A 20104-nucleotide genomic window follows, 5' to 3' on the forward strand; every position below is an offset into this window, starting at 1 on the left:
TGCCTTGCCGGGCGACACACGCACGAGACCGCAGCACGAACAGGTGACAGTCTGAGTGTGAGTCCGCGAGGTTGACAATCGAGTGTTGGCGACCGGGCGAAGGACTGACTACAACCGCCCCTCACCTTCCACCCGTCGGCCATCCCCTTGAACACCAGATCGCCCCACCCAGCAACGCTGAGTGGGGCGATCCTCTAGACTGTTCCGACTCCGCAGCATCTAGTCGTGCCGGCCTCGAAACCAATCCCTACCAGGGGCCTTCTCAACTACCGGCAAGTTGGCGTAGTACGTACTGCAAGATGCCGCCGTTGCGGTAGTAATCGGCTTCACCCGGGGTGTCGATGCGGACCACTGCATCGAAGTCGACGGTGGTGCCGTCTTCCTTCGCCGCAGAGACCTTGACGGTCTTCGGGACCTGTCCTTCGTTGAGCTCGGTGATACCGGAGACCGCGAAGGTTTCGGTGCCGTCGAGTCCCAGCGAATCAGCCGATTCGCCGACGGGGAACTGCAGAGGCAGGACGCCCATGCCGATGAGGTTCGAACGGTGGATGCGCTCGAAGCTCTCGGTGATGACGGCTTCGACGCCGAGCAGCTTGGTGCCCTTGGCCGCCCAGTCACGCGAGGATCCCGATCCGTATTCCTTGCCGCCGAGGATGACCAGAGGAGTCTCGTCCTTGGCGTAGTTCACTGATGCGTCGTAGATCGAAGTCTGCGGACCGCCCTCTTGAGTGAAGTCGCGGGTGAAGCCACCCTGGACTCCGTCAAGGAGCTGGTTCTGCAGGCGGATGTTCGCGAACGTACCGCGGATCATCACCTCGTGGTTGCCACGACGCGAACCGAAGGAGTTGAAGTCCTTGCGCTCGACGCCATGCTCGATGAGGTACCTACCGGCCGGGGTGTCGGCCTTGAAGGAGCCTGCAGGTGAGATGTGGTCGGTCGTGACCGAATCGCCGAGCTTCGCCAGCACGCGTGCACCCTTGATGTCTTCGACAGGTTCGGCCTCGAGACCCATGCCGTCGAAGAAGGTGGGCTTGCGCACGTAGGTCGACTCATCGTCCCACTCGAAGATCGCACCTTCCGGTGTCTGCAGTGCCTTCCAACGATCGTCGCCTTCGAAGATCCGACCGTATTCGGTGTCGAACATATCGGTCGAAATCGAAGAGGCAATGACCGACTCGACCTCTTCCGGCGATGGCCACAGATCCTTGAGGTAGACGTCCACGCCATCCGAGTCCTGGCCCAGGGGCTGGTTCTCGAAATCGAAGTCCATGGTTCCCGCCAGAGCATAGGCGATGACAAGCGGAGGCGAGGCGAGGTAGTTCATCTTCACATCGGGGCTGATGCGGCCCTCGAAGTTGCGGTTACCGGAGAGGACCGCGGTGACTGCCAGGTCGTTGTCCTGAATGCTTTCCGAGATGTCGGAATCGAGTGGTCCGGAGTTGCCGATGCAGGTGGTGCAGCCGTAGCCGACAACGAAGAAGTTGAGCGCTTCGAGGTCCTCGATCAGGTTCGCCTTCTCGTAGTACTCGGTGACAACCTTGGACCCTGGAGCGATCGATGTCTTGACCCAGGGCTTGGAGTTGAGTCCACGCTTGCGGGCGTTGCGAGCAAGCAGGCCCGCGGCCATCATCACCGAAGGATTCGACGTATTTGTGCACGAAGTGATCGAAGCGATCGCCACAGCACCGTTGGCCAGTTCGAAGTTGGCTCCGTCGCCTGTGGTGACCGGAGCCGACTTGTTCTCTTCGCCGGGCTTCGCGTAGTTGTGGATGTCCTTGGCGAACTGGTTCTTGGCATCGGTGAGTTCGATGCGGTCCTGCGGACGCTTCGGCCCCGAGATCGAAGGCACGACCGTGGACAGATCGAGCTCGATGTATTCCGAGTACTCGACCTCGTTGTCGGGGTCGTGCCACAGGCCCTGAGCCTTGGCATAGTCCTCAACCAGCTGAATCTGCTCGGCCGAACGGCCGGTGAGCTTCAGGTAGTCGATGGTGACCTCGTCGATCGGGAAGATCGCAGCGGTCGAACCGAATTCGGGGCTCATGTTGCCGATCGTGGCGCGGTTGGCCAACGGCACCGAAGCGACACCCTGGCCGTAGAACTCGACGAACTTTCCGACCGCGCCGTGCTGACGGAGCATATCGGTGATCGTGAGCACGACGTCCGTTGCGGTCACACCGGAAGGGATTTCGCCGGTCAGCTTGAAGCCGACAACGCGAGGGATGAGCATCGAGACGGGCTGACCGAGCATGGCTGCCTCGGCCTCGATGCCGCCGACGCCCCAGCCGAGCACACCGAGGCCGTTGACCATGGTGGTGTGGGAGTCGGTGCCGACCAGGGTGTCCGGGTAGGCGCGGAGCACACCGTCGACCTCACGCGGCATGACGACGCGTGCGAGGTGTTCGATATTGACCTGGTGGACGATGCCCATGCCTGGAGGAACGACCTTGAAGTCGTCGAAGGCCGTCTGGCCCCAGCGCAGGAACTGGTAGCGCTCACCATTGCGCTTGTACTCCATGTCCATGTTGAGTTCGATCGCGTCGGCGGTGCCGAAGTGATCGATCTGAACCGAGTGGTCGATGACCAGCTCGGCCGGAGCCAGCGGATTGACCTGGTCCGGTGAGCCACCGAGTTCGACGACCTTCTCGCGCATTGTCGCGAGGTCGACGATGCAGGGCACGCCGGTGAAATCCTGCATGACCACACGGGCGGGAGTGAACTGAATTTCCGTAGCCGGTTCGGCACTGGGATCCCAGTTGCCGAGGGCTTCGATATGCTCCGAAGTGATATTCGCACCGTCTTCAGTGCGCAGCAGATTCTCCATCAGCACCTTGAGGCTGAATGGAAGCTTCTGGGACCCTGGGACCTGATCCAGGCGATAGATCTCATAATCCGTTTCGCCTACGGTCAGGGTGCTCTTCGATTTGAACGTATCGACGTTGCTCATCGTGATTCTCCTGTTTCATCCGACACTCATCCAAGAAACCGGGCCAGCCCGTGAGCCGCGCACCGATTTACGCGACACAAATGTTTCCAAAAGTATCTTGACGTCAAGATAAATTCTATCTTATTTGCTCGCCCTTGACCACCTTCGGACAGTGGTCTGTCGGCGAACTGAGAATCGGGTTTTCCCCAGATGACGGTCCGGACAACTCCAGCGCGGATCGGCGTGTCGAGACCCTAATCTGGAGTCACATCAGCAGCTGCGAACAAGGAGCTTTCATGGACCCGTTCACCCTCGGAGCCGGATTCGGATTCGGTGCACTCCTCGTCGGCATCATATTCGCCGTCCTCTGTCGAACGTTGGCCGATGAGAAGGGCCGCTCCTCAGGATGGTGGGGCCTATGGGGCTTCCTCACCACATTCATCGCTCTCATCGTCCTCGTCCTCCTCCCCCAGAGGGGGCGAGTCTGACACCGCCTACCGCCGAGGTGGACACGAGTTCAGCTCTGTCCCTCGCCGAGGCGGCCCGAAGTCCCGATCCGGTCATCGCCTGAGGACGGTGACCGTTTCCAAGTGGGCAGTCAGTGGGAACAGGTCGTAGCCGCGCAGGCTTTCGATGGCGAATCCCCCGTCGACCAGGACCGCTAAGTCCCGAGCCAGGGTGGCCGCGTCGCAGGAGACATAGACGATCGTCTTCGCATTCGATTCGAGCAGCGCTCGGGTGACTGCCTTGCCAGCGCCGGAACGCGGAGGATCGAGGATGATGACATCCGAGTTCGGAATCGTCACGCGATCTGCCCGTGACGCGTCGAATTCTGCCTTGAGGCCCTTTGCGTTCACCTTCGCGTTCTCGATCGCTGGCTTCGCGCCCTCGACCCCGTAGAGTCGGGCACCGATGGCTCTGCCAGCGCTGATTCCCAACAGCCCCACACCGCAGTAGAGATCCGTGATCATCTGCGTCTTTTCACTCAGCGCATCGTTGACCTGCGCGCTCAGCAGCTGCGGAGCCTGTTCGTGGACCTGCCAGAAACCATCGGCCGCGACCCGGTAGTCACGTCCGGAGACCGTTTCGATCAGGTGGTCCTCTCCCCTGACCACGGACAGCTTGCTGTGTCCGCCTTTGGTGCCGACTCTCTTGCGAGCAGTTCCGTTTCGCGTATCTGCGAGCACCGACCACTGCGCAGGCAGAGCCTGGACGAGGTCGGTGAGCGCCGCGGGATCACAGGCACCGCGCACGATGGCTGCGCCCCGCTCCCCTGACCAGGCGAACTCGAGTCGATCAGCACCCGGCAGACGCAGCGAGGACAAGGCAACCTCGGCGATGGCAGATGTCGCCAGCGGAGCCGAGGCCAGAGGCACGACATCGTGTGAACGCGGTGCCAGCATGCCCAGGCGGCCGCTGCCATCGACGGCCAGCTGGACCCGGGTCCGCCAGTTCAGTCCGGTGGTCTCCCCCGGTGCGGCCGCGACGTCGACGCCGCGGTCGATATGGCCGATGCGGGAGAGCTGATCGCGCAGGACTTCGGCCTTGAGCTCACGACTGTGGGCGAGATCGACATGGGCGAACTCCATCCCACCGAAGAGATGCGAGCCTCTGACATCCTCGGTGAGGAACTGCCGGCGTCGGTCTCCAACACGGAATTCCGAGGCCTCGAGGACCTCGGTGACGTCAGCGCGCAGGAACTTAGCAGCCGGTCCCGCTTCGGTGCGAGCACGCACGGTCTCGCCCGGAATCGCCCCGGTGACGAAGACGACCTGTCCCTCGTAGCGAGCAATGCTGCTGCCGCCGGCGGCAGGGCTCTCAACGTGCAGGGTCAGATCCATGGCCGGGATCTCTTCGGCAGAAGGTGCGCTCATCTGTGCTCAAGCCTGTCTGTACAGTGGATTGTCGTTGTCGGGTCCGTCGCCGCCGTACTGCCGGGAGAAGGACCGCAATCGCCAGGGCACGGAGACCACGACGACGTTGGGGACCAGCAGCAGACGAGTGCGCAGCTTCAAGGCTACTTGGTTGTGCAGGAGGTGTTCCCACCAACGTCCCACGATGTACTGGGGAATATAGACGATGACGAGGTCACGCGGGGATCTGCGGCGGATCGCGAGCACATGTGCCAGCAGCGGCCGGACCAGCTCCCGATAGGGCGAGTCGAGGACCGTCAGCGGCACTGGCAGCGCCATCTCGTTCCACTGCCGCTGCAGTGCGGAGGCAGATTCCTCGTCTACGGCCACGGTGATGGCCTCGAGCTGGCTGGAGCGTGTCACCCGGGCATAGGACAGGGCCCGCAGTGTCGGCTTGTTGATCTCGTTGACGACGACGATTGCGTGGGTGTTCGACGGGATGGTGTGGGAGCCGCCGCCCGCCTCCGGTGCCAGTTCCCGGGCGACGCGAGAGTAATGACGATGAATCGCACCCATGACCAGGAACAGCCCGGCCATCGCCACGACCGCGAGCCAGGCACCGGCGAGGAATTTGGAGACGATGACGACGAGCAGCACACCCGAAGCGATGATGCAGCCGGCTCCGTTGACGAGTCGGTTGAGGTGCATGCGCGCCCGCGCCTTCGAGTCGATGACCAGCCGCAGGCGCTTGTTCCAGTGCAGGACCATGCCTGCTTGGCCGACGACGAAGCTGGCGAAGACACCGACGAGGTAGAGCTGAATCAGCGTCGTCGCCGAGGCTCGCGTTGCGATGACGAGCAGGATCGCAGCGAAGGCCAAGAGCAGGATGCCGTTCGAAAACGTCAGCCGGTCGCCCTTCGTCGCCAGCTGCCTGGGCAGGAAGCCGTCGCGCGCCAACCGAGAGGCGAGGCCGGGGAATCCTTCGACCGCGGTGTTCGCGGCCACGAGGAGCACAAGAGCCGCGACGAGCACCACGAGATAGAACATCGCCGGTGCATTGTCGAAGATGGCATGGGCCAGCTGCGCCAGCACCGGCTCCTGTTCGTATTCGGCACTGACCGCGCTGCCATCGGGTCGCACCAGGTAGAGGTGCGGATCGTCGACGTATTTGACCCCGGTCACCGAGGCCAGATATGTCAGACCTGTGAGCATCAGGGCCGCCAGCAGACCCGAGAGCAGCAGGGTGTTGCCGGCGTTCTTGCCGCGTGGCTTCTTGAACGCGGGCACCGCCGTGGCCACCGTCTGCACACCGGCCAATGCCACTGAGCCCGAGGAGAACGCGCGCAGGACGATGAGGACCGTCGCCAGACCGAGCGTGGCTTCGTCGTTGATTCCGCCGTGGACAATGGTGTAGTCGGCCGTCTCAGCTTGCGGGAGGTCTCCGGCGCCGACCCGCAACAGGCCCACGCACATAGTGAGGAAGACAGCACCCAAGAACAGATAGGCGGGGACCGCAAGCAGCACCGGCGTGGCACGTGAACCGCGCAGTCCGGCCAGGGTGATGAGCAGGATCCCGATAATCGCCACCGGGACGCGGTATGGAGCCAGAAGCGGAAAGGCCGTCGTAATGTAAGCCGCGAAGACCGTCATCGACACGGCCAGGGTCAGCACATAGTCAACCAACAGTGCCGCAGCGACGACCAGACCGGCACGGGGCCCGAGGTTCTTCGAAGCGACCTCATAGTCACCGCCTCCGGACGGGTAGGCCTTGACGTTGATGCGGTAGCAGGCGACGATCACCAGGATCACCGCGCCGACGGCCACGCCGATCCAGGGCGCCACGGTGAGAGCGACGAGAGATGTCAGAGACAGTGCCAGCAGGATCTCGTCGGGGGCATAGGCCACGGACGAGAGCATGTCGGAGGCGAAGACAGGCATTGCGATGCGCTTCTTCAGCGCAGGCGTACGCTTGTCCTCACTGCGGAAGGGCCGTCCAACGAGTAGTCTTTTGACGGCATCAGAAAAACTGCTGGCCACGGGCACCAATGGTAGATCAATATGGAGAGGATTACCCATGCACTTCGTGATTATGGGCTGCGGCCGAGTCGGAGCGTCCTTGGCCAAAGCGCTCGATGCCAATGGGCACTCGGTGGCAGTCGTCGACCGCAACCCCGATGCGTTCCTCAAGCTCGGCAGGGAATTCAGCGGCTCCACAATCACGGGCATCGGGTTCGACCGCGAGACTCTCTCCCAGGCGAAGACTTCGGATGCCTACGCCTTCGCCGCCGTGTCCAGCGGCGACAATTCCAATATCCTCGCCGCGCGTGTCGCCAGGGAGACCTTCGGTGTGGTCAACGTCGCGGCCAGAATCTACGATCCTAACCGTGCTCAAGTGTTTGAACGTCTGGGCATTCCGACAGTTCCCACAGTGAGGTGGACGGCCGACCAAGTGATGCGCAAACTCGTTCCGCAGGGATCCATCACCGAATTCCGCGAACCCTCAGGCAGACTCGTGCTCGCCGAAGTCCATCTGGATCCCGGCTGGGTGGCCAGGCCGATCAGGGAGATCGAGACCAGGACCAAGGCGCGGGTCGCCTACGTCACCCGACTGTCCGAGGGCATCCTCGCTCACGAGGATCTGCTCCTCCAAGACGGGGACCTGGTCCATCTGATGTGTCCGGTGGACGGCCTCGGCGAGATCGAGAAGATACTGGACCAGCCGGTGCGAGCAATGGAGGAGAAATGAGAGTCGTCATCGCAGGGGCCGGGTCCGTCGGTCGTTCAGTGGCCCGGGAGCTCATCGACAAGAAGCACGAGGTCCTGCTCATCGATCAGAGCAAGGAGGCGCTGGACCATGAGCGGATACCAGGAGCCGAATGGCTGCTCTCGGATGCGTGCGAGCTGGCGGGATTGGGTGAGGCCAAACTCGAGGAGGCCGATGTTGTCGTCGCCGCGACTGGTGACGACAAGACCAATCTCGTTCTGTCTCTGCTGGCGAAGACGGAATTCGGTGTTCCGCGCACCGTTTCACGAGTCAACAACCCGAAGAACGAATGGCTCTTCGACGAGAATTGGGGCGTCGATGTGGCAGTGTCGACTCCACGTCTGATGACCGCATTGGTCGAGGAGGCCGTCGAGGTGGGCGGCCTTGTGCATCTGATGAGCTTCGAACGCGGTCAGGCGGGTCTGATGGAGTTCACAGTCCACGAGTCGTCTGGGCTCGTCGCCTCCCGAATCGGTGACATCGCGTTCCCGCTCGACACCGTGCTCGTCGCGGTCATTCGCAACTCGCGGGCATTCGCGCCCAGTTCCGATGACGTGATCGAGGCCGGAGACGAACTGTTCTTCCTCTCCTCACCGGATCAGCAGGGTGCCCTGCTCGAACTGCTGCAGTCTCCCACTCAATGAGTTCACGCTTGACCCAATGTCCTCGAACTCTGCTCTCGGGACTCTGCTCTCGGGACTCTGCTCACGTGTGGTCAGCTCTGCTCACTCCTGGTCGTCCCGGGTGTGGATCAGCTCGTAGACCGGATTGTGGGCCTTCAGCGCCCCGTCGTGAGCGCAGAAGCGCCCTTCGAGGACGATCAGTGCTCCCGGCCTGATTCCGCTGATCTCTCGGCGGCCCAGGAACTGTGCGTGGACCTCCCCGGTCCCATCGGCAACGGTGATGTGCAGACGGGGGCTGTCACCGCTGCATGACTGCGTCACCGCACTGACGACACCAGCGATCCTCGACATCTGTCGTGGGGCGAGGTCCTGCACGCTGACGACGCCGGGGATCTGGGACAGCAGTCTCAGATCGGCCCGCGCCTCGGCGTCCCTCGACCCGAAGTCACGCACGAGGCGTGTGATGAGATCCAGCATGGAACTCAGCGGACCTCGGTGATTTCCGGACCGCGTTCGAACGGGTTGAGCTCGTCCTTGTCCCCATCCTCAGTCTCAGAATCTGCGTCGACCTGAGGGGCAGTGAGCACGATGAGCTCACGCGGAGCCATCGCCTCTTGTCCTCTGTCGACGATGATGCCACGAAAGAGTGCGCTGAGTTCGGACCGGATCTCTTCGTCGGTGACGGCCTTGCCGGAGAACACCGCACGGACGAACCAGCGTGGCCCATCGACTCCTGCGAAGCGCATGGCACGCTTCCCTGGTCGGCCGTCCTCGGTCTTGGCTGGAACCTCGACAGCCAGTTCTCTGCCCAGCGAGGTATGCAGCTCTGCAGCTTCGCCGCCTTGTGATGCGACTCCGGTCGCCAACTGATTGCGAACGGTGTTCCACAGTCCTTCTGACCGTGGTGTCGCGAAGGCCTGCAGCTGGATTCCGCCGCCTTCATGGATGAGTGTCACCGCCAGCACCCGCTGCGAGTCGTCGTCCGTGTCCAGGCGCACCTGCATGCCGTCGACGACGGGCACCTTGAGAGCGCCCAGGTCGAGCCTGTTGAGCTCGGGGAAATCTTCGCCAGCGTCGAACGGGCCCTTCTCAGAACGGTCGTAGGGAGCGGACTTCTCGAGCACGGCCTCCTCGTCGAGCTCGTCGACGTCTTGGTCGTCAGCCGAGTCCGCAGACTCGCTCGAGTCGGTCTCGTCCGTGTCAGCTTCGGTCGAGTCTTCGGCGTCGGTGTCATTTGTCACAGCGTCATCGACGCCGCGCTCCTCATCGACGGTGTCGTCGATCTTCTCATCGGAAGATTTCTTGGAGAATCGGGAGAACAGTCCCATGGTCGTTCACACCTCTTTCTCGGTCAGGCCTGCTTGTACTCCACCGGTGGAGCCGAAGCCCCCTGCACCGCGATCGCTGTCGTCCAGCGAGTCGACCAGGGTGAAGTCTGCTTGTTTGATTTTTTGGATGACGAGCTGGGCGATGCGGTCTCCACGCGAGACGCGCAGAGGGGTGTGCGCATCGAGGTTGATAAGCGGCACCTTGATCTCGCCTCGATAACCGGCGTCGATCGTGCCCGGAGCATTGATGACAGTGACTCCGTGTTTGCTCGAGAGTCCCGATCGAGGATGGACGAATCCGGCGGAGCCGACCGGCAGGGCGATCGCGATGCCGGTGGGCACGACCTTCCGCTCGAATGGCTCGAGGACGAAGTCGATCGCCGAGCACAGGTCGGCACCCGCATCGGTCGCGTGTGCGTACGAGGGAGGAGTCATGCCTGCGTCGAGCAGTTTGAGATCAATCTTCAGGGTTTCTACCACAAAGAAGCACTCTAGTGCCGAAGCCTGAGCGCTTCCAAAAAGTCCGCTATGGGAGAATGGCCCTATGGCAACGACTCAACCCGAAACACGCGTGGTCTACACGGAAAAACTCGGCCCATCCATCGGCATGTGGATCCTCATTGTGATCGCCGCGGCTTCTACCGCTCTCATGGTCTTCCCGGTGTGGACGGCAGGCGCCATCATCCTTCCGGTGGTCAGCTTCGTGCTCCTGGCCTGGTGGCTGCGTTCGCTCGGGATCTCAATCATCGTCACCGAACGACAGCTCTACGTCGGTGACGCACATATCGATCGCCGGTACGTCACCGATGCCACCGGCTACGACGCCGAAGATGCACGGGCCGCCCGCGGGCCGGGTCTAGACGCTCGGGCCTTTCTCATGCTGCGCCCCTGGGCCAAGTGCGCGGTGCGGATCGACATCCACGATGAGTCTGACCCAACCCCCTACTGGCTGGTTTCGAGCAAGCGGCCAATGGAGCTCGCCGAGGCACTCAGGACCTGAGGCTGCCGCCCTGAGCAATTGCCTCCATGAAGCTGAGCCCGGAACCGAACCAGCCGAGACACAGAAACGCGCCCCGACAAGGGCGCGTTCTTGTATCGTTCGACAGCAGCTTCAGCCAGCACAGTCCGTGCAGATGGGGACTCCACCCTCTTCACTGGCCAACTGCGAGCGATGGCGAACCAGGAAGCATTCCATGCAGGTGAACTCGTCATTCTGCTTGGGCAGCACTCGAACGGAGAGCTCTTCGTTCGACAAGTCCGCACCGGGCAGTTCGAACCCTTCCGCAACCGCGGTCTCATCTTCGTCAATCTTGCTAGCCTGCGCCTGCGAGCGTGAAGCCTTCAGCTGTTCAATCGAATCGCTTTTGATTTCATCGTCTTGCTTACGAGGTGCGTCGTAATCCGTTGCCATATGGCTCATCGCTCTCTGTCGGGTGTGCTGAAGAGGATTTTCAACCCCTCTCGCCAAACGTGTCCCCAGCATTGTGCACTGTATGGTTGCGGTTGGCAAGATCAGATCGTCCATGTTCGCAGTGATTCTCGTCACTCATGTGTCGCTGCGTGACGGTTCGCACATACGACTCTCGAAAAGCTCTGCGAGAATACATGAGTCGAATAGCGCCGATAGCATTTTGTCGGTGAATGAAACGGGCATCGCCCCCTTCGTGGGACACGACCCGAGGAAGGACGGATACACGATGAGTGAATTCGCAAATCAACTCGATAACAGGATCGACGATGTCCGTCATCGCATTCATGAAGCCCGGTCCGATGGGGACGACTACCTCGTCGAGACCCTGATCGACGAACTGCAGAATCTCTTGGAACTTGCCGATCGCAACGATGTCGACACCGGTCCGATCGTTGCAGTCATCACAGCAGAGACCGGAGCGATTCCGGTCATTCCCGCCCCGGAAGAGTCCTGACTCCTCAGGAAGATCGATACCGAGAATCCCTCCCCTACGCAACCGGCAGAGGAGGGATTCCTGCTTCCTGAGGAATGTTCGGGGACGCCTCGTTCAGGCTGGCCAATTGGGTTCGGTAGTCCGCTCGATGCGTCCGCGACAGCACTCGATGCTGCACGCACCGCTGCCGGGAACCAGCGCAGTGGAGCCGGGAATAGTCGGAGCAGTCGTCTCATCGCCGCGAAGCTGTGCGATTCTCTCTTCGACCAGGTCAACGAGTCCCGATACGAACAGTGGGTGCGTCCCGACAGTTGCAACGCGGGTGAAGGCGAAGCCGAGTTCGGCAGCCGTCTCCTTCGCCTCGGTATCGAGGTCGAAAGCGACCTCCATGTGATCGGAGATGAATCCGATCGGAACGAGGATCACACCGCTGACCCCATCTGCGGCAAGTTCTGTCATCCGATCGTTGACATCCGGTTCGAGCCATGGAACCTCTGGCGACCCCGAACGGGAGCAGTACACCAGCTCTGCCGGAAGCGCCTCGGACGCAGGCAACCCATTCAACAGGTGGGTCATGAGCTCTTCGTGCTGTGCGCGATAGCCGCTGGTCTCCACAGCGGAAGCGTCCTGCATGACGTTGGGGATCGAATGTGTGACGAAGAGGATCCGATGCTTCTCCGCATCAAGGGCACCGACCTGCTTCGTGAAATCGGCGACCCCCTCTCTCAGGAGGAGAGCACACGCCTCGGCATAGCCGGGGTGGTTGTAGAACTGCCGGATCTTGTCGATCGTGACGGTCATGCCCTCGGCTGACAGTGCGCCAATCGTCTTGGCGAAGTCCTCACGATATTGGCGGCAGGATGAATAGGACGAGTACGCCGAGGTGTCGATGGACAGGAAACGAGTCCGCCCGGACTGCGCCTCGGCACGCAATTCGTCGGTCAGATACGGTTCCCAGTTGCGATTGCCCCAGATGATCGGAGTCTCGATCTCACGATGGTCGAGCTCTTCGCGCAAGGCCTGCAGGAGGGCCTTGTTCTGATCGTTGATGGGCGACTTCCCGCCGAATCCGTAGTAATGTTCACCGACTTCTTCGAGTCGCTCCTCCGGTATTCCGCGGCCGGCGGTGACGTTCTTGAGGAAAGGGACAACTTCTTCTGGAGCCTCCGGTCCCCCGAATGACATGAGGACGAGAGCGTCAATGGGTGCAGTTTTATTCACAGTTCCTGATTTTACAGCTTGCAGAGAGTCTGCGCCCGTTGTCCGCACACTGAGCCAGTTCCACTCACCGTTGAGAGCGGCCATCCATCGAACAGACCGGCCACGCACCCATGAGAGCGGTCATTTCACGACTCGCGCGCAAATCTGCCCTGCGCGCGGCGCCGGACGTGACACGATGCAGGGAGACGCGATAAAGGAGCTTAAGGCATGCGTGAACTGATCTTGAACGGAGTCGACGCCGACGGCACTCATCTGCTGCTGAACGACGAAAACGGGCTGCAGTATCGATTGGCTCTCGACGAAGCTCTGTACGCCGCTGTCCGCAAGGACCGCACCACAGTCAAGCCCGAGACCCCCGTACGCCCTCGCGACATCCAGGCGATGATCCGTGGCGGGATGAGTGCAGAGGAGGTCATCTCCTCCACGGGCGCCGATATCGAACAGGTCCGCACCTATGAGCGACCTGCTCTGGCCGAACGCGCACACACGGCGTACACAGCCAGTCAGCATCCGATCTATTCCGACCATGACCCCAATGGCGACCCGACTCCTCTGGTGGAACTGTGCCAGACTCGTCTGGCGATGCGCGACGTCGACATCGAAACGATGGACTGGGATGCGTGGAAGCAGCAGGACGGCAACTGGTACATCCAGCTCAGCTTCACCGCCGCGGATCGGACTCGCACGGCTGGATGGAACTACTACCGCCGGTCGTTGACTCCCATCGACGACGAGGCGAAATGGCTAGCCGATTCGGGACCTACCGACACCGGACCCATCCCGAACTACGGAACCGGTGCGCAACGCCAGAAGAACACCGAGGAGATCGACGCCCCGACCGCGCCTCCAACTCAGACCGAAACGTCTCCCGCTGCCCGGGACCACCAGGCAGAGACCGGGCGGATCTTGGAGAATCTGCGCAAACGTCGTCGTCATGAAGACGACGACGAGCCCCGTGGCAGGCTCCGCGCTGTCACCGAGGACCCGGAGACTCACCCTCAGGGCGCCCACACCGCGCCAGGACGGCCCGAAGAGGCCACCGATGACGAGGTCTTCGCATTCGAGGACCCGGCATCTGTCGACCCGGAAGAACCTCAGGAGCCGACACAAGAGGTCGGCAGATTCGACGATGAGAATCAGCTGTCCCTGCTCAATGAACCTGGTGTCAGTGAAGAATCGAATCAGTTCAAGGACACGGAGTCGAAAGCGAAGTCGAAGAAGAACAGTCGCGCATCGATCCCCAGCTGGGACGAGATCATGTTCGGCTCGAAGCGCGACTGAGTTCGCCACCCAACTCGACCAGTCGATCGTCGTCTGCGATCAGACTGCGATCATGAGTGACCATCACAACGGCGTGTGAGCCCAGGCTCTTCCGCAGATCATTCACCAACCGGTGTGCCATCTCATCGTCGAGGTGCGCCGTCGGTTCATCGAGCACGAGCACTTCAGCTCCGCTCAGCAGCGTCCTGGCCACGGCCAGACGCTGACGCTGCCCTCCGGAGACCTCTGCTCCGTGATCGCCGACCCAGAGGTCGAGGCCGGCTTGATCAGCCCATTCGCCCAAGCCCGCGCTGGTCAACGCCGCGCACATCTCCTCGCTGGTGGGCGCCTCTCTGCGCGCGATCGCCAGATTGCCCCTCACCGTCGACCGGAAGATATGTGCCTCCTGCGGGCACCAGGCGATTCTGCCGGCAAGGTCCGCTGGTGTCAGACCGAGCACGTCCGTCTCGTGGCCTGCCTCGTCTTCGGCTCGGTAGGAGCCTGACCACGGGTCCAGGAAGCGCAGCAGCACGCTCAGCATCGTCGATTTTCCGGTGCCGCTGTCGCCATGCAGGACGGTCCATCGACCTCTCTGAGCTCGCAGATCCACATGCTCGACGACTGGACTGGCCTCCCACCCGACAGTGATGCCTTCGAGCTCGAGGCCAGTAAGCGCCGTCGCGTCGGGATGTTTGCCACTGTGATCGCCGGCCGGAGGACCCGACGGGGCGGGTGACAAAGCGGGGATGCGATCGAGGACAGCACCGAGGGTCGGCAGCGCACGAAATGCAAGCAGAGACTGTGAGAAGACATCTGCAGAGCCCAGTGCGATGAGAACGACGACGGCCCGGATCTCGGTCGGCGCCGACGATGTCATCGCAATGAGCATTGCAGCGCCCACCGTGCTCAGCTGCAGCCAGAGCTGCGCGAAGCCCAAGTGGTGTGAGGAGCGACGTTGAGCACGCTGCAGCTCCTGCTCTTCGCGACTGAGCACCGTGAGCACCGTGCCGTCTGCTCGATTCGCCCGCAGGTCTGTTTTGGCATTCAACGCGCGTGCCAGGACAGAGAGTATCCGGTTGCGGACAGTTCGGACGCGGCGGGCGAGGCCGCTTTCACTCCTGATCACTGCCGCTGGCAGCAGAACCAGGTTGAGAGCGCCGAGGCCCAGAAACACCGGCAGCGTCGTAGGATCGAGGGCCCAGGCGGCGATGAGCACGGCAAGGAAAACCAGGCATGAGGCGACAGGAGCGAACAGAGTCCGCGGAATCAGATCCCGAACGTCATCAGCATCGGAGACCATGGTGCGCAGTGCGGCATCCGAGGTCAGCAGCTTCCGATCCCCCATACCGACCGCTGCGAAGTGCTCCCAGAGACGAGAGCGCAGTCGGCCCAACGATGCGAAGATCGCCGAGTGCAGTTTGAGGCGACTGAGGTAGAGCAGCACTGATCGGCTCAGCCCGAAGAACCGCACACCGACGATGGCAACCATGAGAATCATGATGGGAGGCTGGTAGGAAGCTTCGACGATGAGCCACGCGGAGACTGCGGTCAGCGCGATCGCAGCCAGGCTGGAGGCGCAGGACGCGAGCAGAGCAATCATCATGTTCGGGGTCACAAGTGGCATGCTCGACCGCAGGAGCGACCATCGGCGACGTAGCGTCGCGATCTGTACCTTTATTGACGAACTGTGGTCCTCGCTCACCATGTCCGCGCTCTGTGATCTGCCCGTCGGGACAAGGCCCGAGGGTACCGCCGGCACGGTGCCCACAGCGGGGTCGGCGTGTGTCGCTGGGTCGGCGTGTGTCGCTGGGTCGGCGAGCGTCGCTGCCGCAGCACGATTCCGCAGATCCGCGTCCGAAGCTGCGTCCTGGCCACGCTCCTGCACTGACGCTGCTGCGTGCGTGCTCACACTGGTCTTTCTGGGGACGATCTCGTCCTCAGCCAGTGCGACTACCCGGTCATCATGGCTGGCTAGGACGACACGCACACGTGCTGCCGCCTCGACGATCATGTCGATGATGATCGCAGCGTTGTCATCATCGAGGTGAGCGGTCGGTTCGTCGAGGACGAGTGCCTCGGCCTCGCCCTCAACCAGGTGCACCACCCGGACGAATGCGAGTCGACGAAGCTGGCCGGGACTCAGCGCAGACGTCGACAGCATCGAGTCCTCGGGCAGACGGGCTCCGCGCAGAGCAGTCCCCTGCTGTGAGTGCGGGAGACCGTAGGCGTCGAGCTCAGCGCCGATCGTCGCACCGAAGATACGTGGACTCTGAGGGACGAATGCGACCCGGTGCGGTGTCGTTGTGGTTGTGGCCCGGTCGGGCAGCTGCCCGGTCAGCGCTGCCAGAATCGTCGATTTTCCTGCGCCCGAGGCACCCCGAACTGCCGTGATGCCGGGAGCGGTCGGGAAGTCACCGTTCCACTCGATCGTCGTTCCGTTCGGGTAGATGACGCGGTGCTGGGCGCCTGCGGCATCGTCACGAGCCGCATCGTCGCAGTCGAACCCTTTCCGTGACGCACTGTCTGTGCCTGCGATCAGCGCATGGGCACGATCGCGTGCCTCACGACCGTTCTCGCTGGCATGGTAGCCAGCCCCGAGTTCACGCAGCGGAGTGAAGCACTCAGGAGCCAGAAGCAGGACGAAGAGCCCGGAACTCAAGTCCATGGTTCCGGAGACGAGTCGCAGCCCGATGACGACGGCGACCAGGGCCACGGAAATCGTGGCGATGAGTTCGAGGGCGAGGCTCGAGAGGAATGCGATGCGCAGCGTGGCGAGGTTGGCGCTGTGGTATTTCTCTCCCAAGGTGCGCAGGGCACGTGCGTGGTCTTTGGAACGCCCGAGCCCGATGAGCACGGGTAGTCCTTCTGCCAGCTCGGCGAGGTGATCGGACAGACGCTCGAGAGCTGTGGTGCTGGCGGCCGTTGAAGCCTCGGTGAATCGGCCGATGAGAATCATGAAGACCGGCACCATCGGCAGGCACAGCGCGATGATGATCGCGGAGAGGACATCGGTGAAGAGGATTCGTATCAGCAGTGTCAGGGGAACCACCGCTGCGGCACTCAGCGCCGGCACCACGGTCGTGAAGTAGTCGTCGAGGTCGTCGATGCCGCGTGTGACGGTGACTGCGGTGTTCATTCGCGGCTGGCCGGGCCCGGTGAGCAGCGACCTCAGAATCGAAAACCTCAGCCGCTGTTTGTGCGCGGCGGCCAGGGATGTCCCCAGACTGTGGTCCGTCCAGAGGCTCGCCCCCCGCAGTGCCGCTCCCAGAAGCCCCAGCACCGCCCAGACCGCGACGGGGCTGGAGCCGACGATCAATCGCACCAGAGCCTCGGCGATGAGTACGATGCCGACTGCGCGCGACAGAGCGCTGAACAGAGAGAGACAAAACCCGCGCTGGCCACCCGGCAGTTCGAGCAGAATCCGCAGCGGGGACTTCATGATCTGATCGCCACCGGCACACGGTGTGCCTCGGGGATGTGCGTCTCGGCAATCCTGCCCAGGAACATGCGATAGCTGAAAATCTGGTAGCCGATGATGATCGGCAGGCAGATCGCGGTCACCACCAGCATCACGGTGAGGGTGTAATCCGACGAGGACGCCGAGGCGATGGTCAGCGAGTTCGCCGAGTCCAGAGTTGACGGCAGCACGTTGGGATAGGCTCCGGCGAACACAGCGAAGAGCCCGGACACCAGGTAGATCCCGTGCAGCACGAAGGCTGCCTTCTCCGCCCCGGAACGCACAGCAAAGTACGCCGCCCCCAGAGCGATCACCGCTGCAACGACCACGGCGACAAGCCACGGGCGCTGGGCGATGGAGAGGCCGAACCAGACGAGGAAGCCGATCGAGGCGGGCAACAGCAGCCTCCGGGCCCAGCGCTGCGCCTTCTCTCGTATGTCACCCTGCGTCTTCAGACCCAGGAAGATGAGGCCGTGGACGAGGGCGAAGCCGACCCCTCCCAGACCACCGAAGACTGCAGGCCACCCCATCCAGGCGAAGGCCCCACCCACGATGTCCCCGTTGCTATTCAGCGGCAGTCCGCTGGAGGTGATGGCGAGCATGGCACCGATGAAGAACGCGATTCCAGCCGATCCGGCTGCCATCGCCCAGGTCCAGAAGGACTTCCACGCCTGGCTGTGTCCCTTGCCGCGGTATTCGATGGCGACGGCGCGGAAGATCAATGCCAGCAGACACAGTGTCAGCGGTATGTAGAGGGCGCTGAACAGGGAGGCATACCAGTGTGGGAAGGCGGCGAAGGTCGCCCCGGCCGCGGTGATCAGCCATACCTCGTTGCCGTCCCAGGTCGGCCCGATCGTGTTGAGCAGCACCCGCTTCTGCCGTTCGGTCCGGCTCAGCACCGGCATCAGCATTCCGACTCCGAGGTCGAAGCCGTCGAGGAACAGGTACCCCATCCACAGCACGATGATGAGGACGAACCAGATCGTGGCAAGAATTTCCATCGTGTCTTCTCCTCAGTACGCGAACGACAGGACGTCGTCTTCGTCGTTCGTGATCCGCGGGGTGTGGTTGGTCTTCGTGACCTCGGGCATCGCCGAGGCGACTCCTCCCCTGATGTAGACGATGAGCAGCCGCAGTTCGACGACCATGAGAATGCCGTAGACGAGGCTGAGGCTGATCAGCGAGAACAGCAGCATTGCTGGCGTGAGTTGGGGCGACAGTGCTGCCTGGGTGAACATGTACACACCGTCGAGTTGAGCAGGATTCGGCGCGACCACGAACGGCTGGCGCCCCATCTCGGTGAAGATCCAGCCGGCGGAGTTCGCGATGAATGGTGCAGTCACGGACAGGAGCGCACCGCGCATCAGCCAGGGCGAGGCAGGAACGGTGCCCTTGCGGGTCAGCCACAGCCCCAGAGCGCTGACTCCGGCGGCGATCATGCCGAACCCGATCATCATCCTGAATCCCCAGTAGGTGACGATCATGATTGGCTGGTAGTCGATCTTCTCGCCGGAGTGCTGCCCGTAGCGTTCGTCCTCGGGCAGGTGGGTACCGTACTTATCCTGATAGTCAGGAAGCAGTGTCGTCACTCCGTGGACCGGAGTGTTGAAGTCGCCCTTGGCGAGGAAGGACAGCAGGCCGGGGATCTCGAACACGTTCTCAACTCCATCGCAGTCGTTGGAGGAGGGATCTCCGATCGTGAGCACCGAGAACTCTGTCCCATCGTGGCAAGCAGCCTCGGCTGAGGCCATCTTCATGGGCTGCTGTTCGAACATGAGCTTCGACTGGATGTCGCCGGTGATCGCCAGTCCGAGGAATGCGACGATGCCGACTACCGCACCGATGCGCAGGGACCGGATCCACACCTGGTGGTCAATGGCATCTCTTCCGGGCACATCGGGGGCGGAGCCGACGAGGACCTTCCCGTCGGGCCCGATCGCGTCAATGCCGTCCTTGCGTCGGCGATACAGGTGATACCAGGAAATTCCGAGCAGGAAGCTGCCGCCGACCGCGAGTGCACCGCACAGCGTGTGAGTGTAGGCAGCAATCGCCGTGTTGTTCGTCATCACCGCCCAGACGTCGGTCATCACTGCTTGGCCGTCAACCAATTCGACCCCGACCGGGTGCTGCATCCAGGAGTTCGCAACGATGATGAAGTAGGCGGAGATCCATGATCCGATCACGGCGCACCAGAGGCTGCCCAAGTGAACCGCACGCGGGAGCCTGCCCCAGCCGAAGATCCAGAGTCCGAGGAATGTGGACTCCAGGAAGAACGCGAGCAGCGCCTCCAGCGCCAGCGGCGCACCGAATACGTCCCCCACGAACCGAGAGTATTCGCTCCAGGCCATACCGAATTGAAACTCTTGGACCAGACCCGTCGCCACGCCCATGATGAAGTTGATGAGGAAGAGCTTCCCGAAGAACTTGGTGCTGCGCAGGTACATCTCGTTGCCCGTGCGGTGGTACATGGTCTGCAGTATCGCGACCAGCATGCCGAGACCGAGGGTGAGCGGGACCATCCAGAAGTGATAGACGGTGGTGATGCCGAATTGCCAGCGCCCGATGAGAACCGGATCCAGGTCCATGGGTACTCCGTTCGTGGAAGACCAATTTTCTACAACGCGTAGAATTCTACATCGCGTAGAAACATTTGCGGCAATATTCTGCCGGCTGAGATCTGCCGTCCCAGATTCCGCGTCAGTGCCCGCTAGCGTTCACTCCACTTCCACGTGGCGTGCACATCCCCGGTGTGACCAAAAGGTGCTACA

Annotated in this window: 17 protein-coding genes; 6 read left to right on the forward strand and 11 right to left on the reverse strand. The window is 62.2% G+C overall.

Translation table 11 applies throughout. From position 1 onward, the window contains the following. Window positions 1-262 precede the first annotated feature (262 nt). A complete protein-coding gene (gene acnA / locus AAFP32_RS09540; RefSeq protein ID WP_350268934.1) occupies window positions 263-2947 on the reverse strand; it encodes an aconitate hydratase AcnA in 2685 nt (894 codons plus the stop codon). A 275-nt stretch (window positions 2948-3222) separates the two neighbouring features. On the opposite strand from acnA, the gene AAFP32_RS09545 reads away from it, so the two are divergent. Further along, a complete protein-coding gene (locus AAFP32_RS09545) occupies window positions 3223-3414 on the forward strand; it encodes a hypothetical protein (RefSeq protein WP_350268935.1) in 192 nt (63 codons plus the stop codon). A 72-nt stretch (window positions 3415-3486) separates the two neighbouring features. On the opposite strand, the gene AAFP32_RS09550 is transcribed toward AAFP32_RS09545, so the two are convergent. Together AAFP32_RS09550 and AAFP32_RS09555 are read right to left on the reverse strand one after the other, a co-directional pair. Then, window positions 3487-4800, reverse strand: a complete 1314-nt coding sequence (locus AAFP32_RS09550) for a class I SAM-dependent RNA methyltransferase (protein ID WP_350268936.1) — start codon at window positions 4798-4800, stop codon at window positions 3487-3489. Window positions 4801-4806: 6 nt separating this feature from the next. Beyond that, complete coding sequence (locus AAFP32_RS09555) at window positions 4807-6717, reverse strand: APC family permease (protein ID WP_350271484.1); 1911 nt, start codon at window positions 6715-6717, stop codon at window positions 4807-4809. Window positions 6718-6853: 136 nt separating this feature from the next. On the opposite strand from AAFP32_RS09555, the gene AAFP32_RS09560 reads away from it, so the two are divergent. Both AAFP32_RS09560 and AAFP32_RS09565 read left to right on the forward strand, forming a co-directional pair. Then, window positions 6854-7525 (forward strand): TrkA family potassium uptake protein, encoded by a 672-nt coding sequence (locus AAFP32_RS09560; RefSeq protein ID WP_350268937.1) that lies wholly within the window; start codon window positions 6854-6856, stop codon window positions 7523-7525. Further along, window positions 7522-8187, forward strand: a complete 666-nt coding sequence (locus AAFP32_RS09565) for a TrkA family potassium uptake protein (RefSeq protein WP_350268938.1) — start codon at window positions 7522-7524, stop codon at window positions 8185-8187. The genes AAFP32_RS09560 and AAFP32_RS09565 overlap by 4 nt, the downstream gene beginning before the upstream one ends. An 81-nt stretch (window positions 8188-8268) precedes the next feature. On the opposite strand, the gene AAFP32_RS09570 is transcribed toward AAFP32_RS09565, so the two are convergent. Genes AAFP32_RS09570 through dut form a run of 3 tightly spaced genes read right to left on the reverse strand, consistent with a single transcriptional unit; the run spans window position 8269 to window position 9974 of the window. Beyond that, window positions 8269-8643 (reverse strand): OB-fold nucleic acid binding domain-containing protein, encoded by a 375-nt coding sequence (locus AAFP32_RS09570; protein ID WP_350268939.1) that lies wholly within the window; start codon window positions 8641-8643, stop codon window positions 8269-8271. A gap of 5 nt (window positions 8644-8648) precedes the next feature. Next, window positions 8649-9494, reverse strand: a complete 846-nt coding sequence (locus tag AAFP32_RS09575) for a DUF3710 domain-containing protein (protein ID WP_350268940.1) — start codon at window positions 9492-9494, stop codon at window positions 8649-8651. A 6-nt stretch (window positions 9495-9500) separates the two neighbouring features. Beyond that, on the reverse strand, window positions 9501-9974 hold the full coding sequence (dut, locus tag AAFP32_RS09580) for a dUTP diphosphatase (protein ID WP_350268941.1): 474 nt from the start codon (window positions 9972-9974) through the stop codon (window positions 9501-9503). A gap of 64 nt (window positions 9975-10038) precedes the next feature. On the opposite strand from dut, the gene AAFP32_RS09585 reads away from it, so the two are divergent. After that, window positions 10039-10494, forward strand: coding sequence for a DUF3093 domain-containing protein (locus AAFP32_RS09585; RefSeq protein ID WP_350268942.1), 456 nt, complete (start codon window positions 10039-10041; stop codon window positions 10492-10494). A 111-nt stretch (window positions 10495-10605) separates the two neighbouring features. On the opposite strand, the gene AAFP32_RS09590 is transcribed toward AAFP32_RS09585, so the two are convergent. Then, window positions 10606-10905, reverse strand: coding sequence for a DUF4193 domain-containing protein (locus AAFP32_RS09590; protein WP_092107696.1), 300 nt, complete (start codon window positions 10903-10905; stop codon window positions 10606-10608). A 226-nt stretch (window positions 10906-11131) separates the two neighbouring features. Between AAFP32_RS09590 and AAFP32_RS09595 the strand changes: the two genes are divergently transcribed. After that, a complete protein-coding gene (locus AAFP32_RS09595; RefSeq protein ID WP_350268943.1) occupies window positions 11132-11419 on the forward strand; it encodes a hypothetical protein in 288 nt (95 codons plus the stop codon). A 93-nt stretch (window positions 11420-11512) separates the two neighbouring features. Here AAFP32_RS09595 and AAFP32_RS09600 read toward each other — a convergent pair whose 3' ends face one another. Next, a complete protein-coding gene (locus tag AAFP32_RS09600; protein WP_350268944.1) occupies window positions 11513-12619 on the reverse strand; it encodes a ferrochelatase in 1107 nt (368 codons plus the stop codon). 207 nt (window positions 12620-12826) lie between these two features. On the opposite strand from AAFP32_RS09600, the gene sepH reads away from it, so the two are divergent. Beyond that, complete coding sequence (gene sepH / locus AAFP32_RS09605; RefSeq protein WP_350268945.1) at window positions 12827-13900, forward strand: septation protein SepH; 1074 nt, start codon at window positions 12827-12829, stop codon at window positions 13898-13900. On the opposite strand, the gene cydC is transcribed toward sepH, so the two are convergent. From cydC to AAFP32_RS09620, 3 genes are read right to left on the reverse strand one after another with little or no spacing between them, the layout of a single operon-like run. Next, window positions 13875-17318, reverse strand: a complete 3444-nt coding sequence (cydC, locus tag AAFP32_RS09610; RefSeq protein ID WP_350268946.1) for a thiol reductant ABC exporter subunit CydC — start codon at window positions 17316-17318, stop codon at window positions 13875-13877. The two genes, sepH and cydC, sit on opposite strands and share 26 nt — an antisense overlap. Further along, window positions 17315-18337, reverse strand: a complete 1023-nt coding sequence (cydB, locus tag AAFP32_RS09615; RefSeq protein WP_350268947.1) for a cytochrome d ubiquinol oxidase subunit II — start codon at window positions 18335-18337, stop codon at window positions 17315-17317. Before cydB ends, cydC begins: the two co-directional genes overlap by 4 nt. Before the next feature lie 12 nt (window positions 18338-18349). After that, window positions 18350-19921 (reverse strand): cytochrome ubiquinol oxidase subunit I, encoded by a 1572-nt coding sequence (locus tag AAFP32_RS09620; protein ID WP_350268948.1) that lies wholly within the window; start codon window positions 19919-19921, stop codon window positions 18350-18352. Between the last annotated feature and the right edge of the window lie 183 nt (window positions 19922-20104).

The sequence above is a fragment of the Brevibacterium sp. CBA3109 genome, assembly GCF_040256645.1.
Classification (GTDB): domain Bacteria; phylum Actinomycetota; class Actinomycetes; order Actinomycetales; family Brevibacteriaceae; genus Brevibacterium; species Brevibacterium koreense.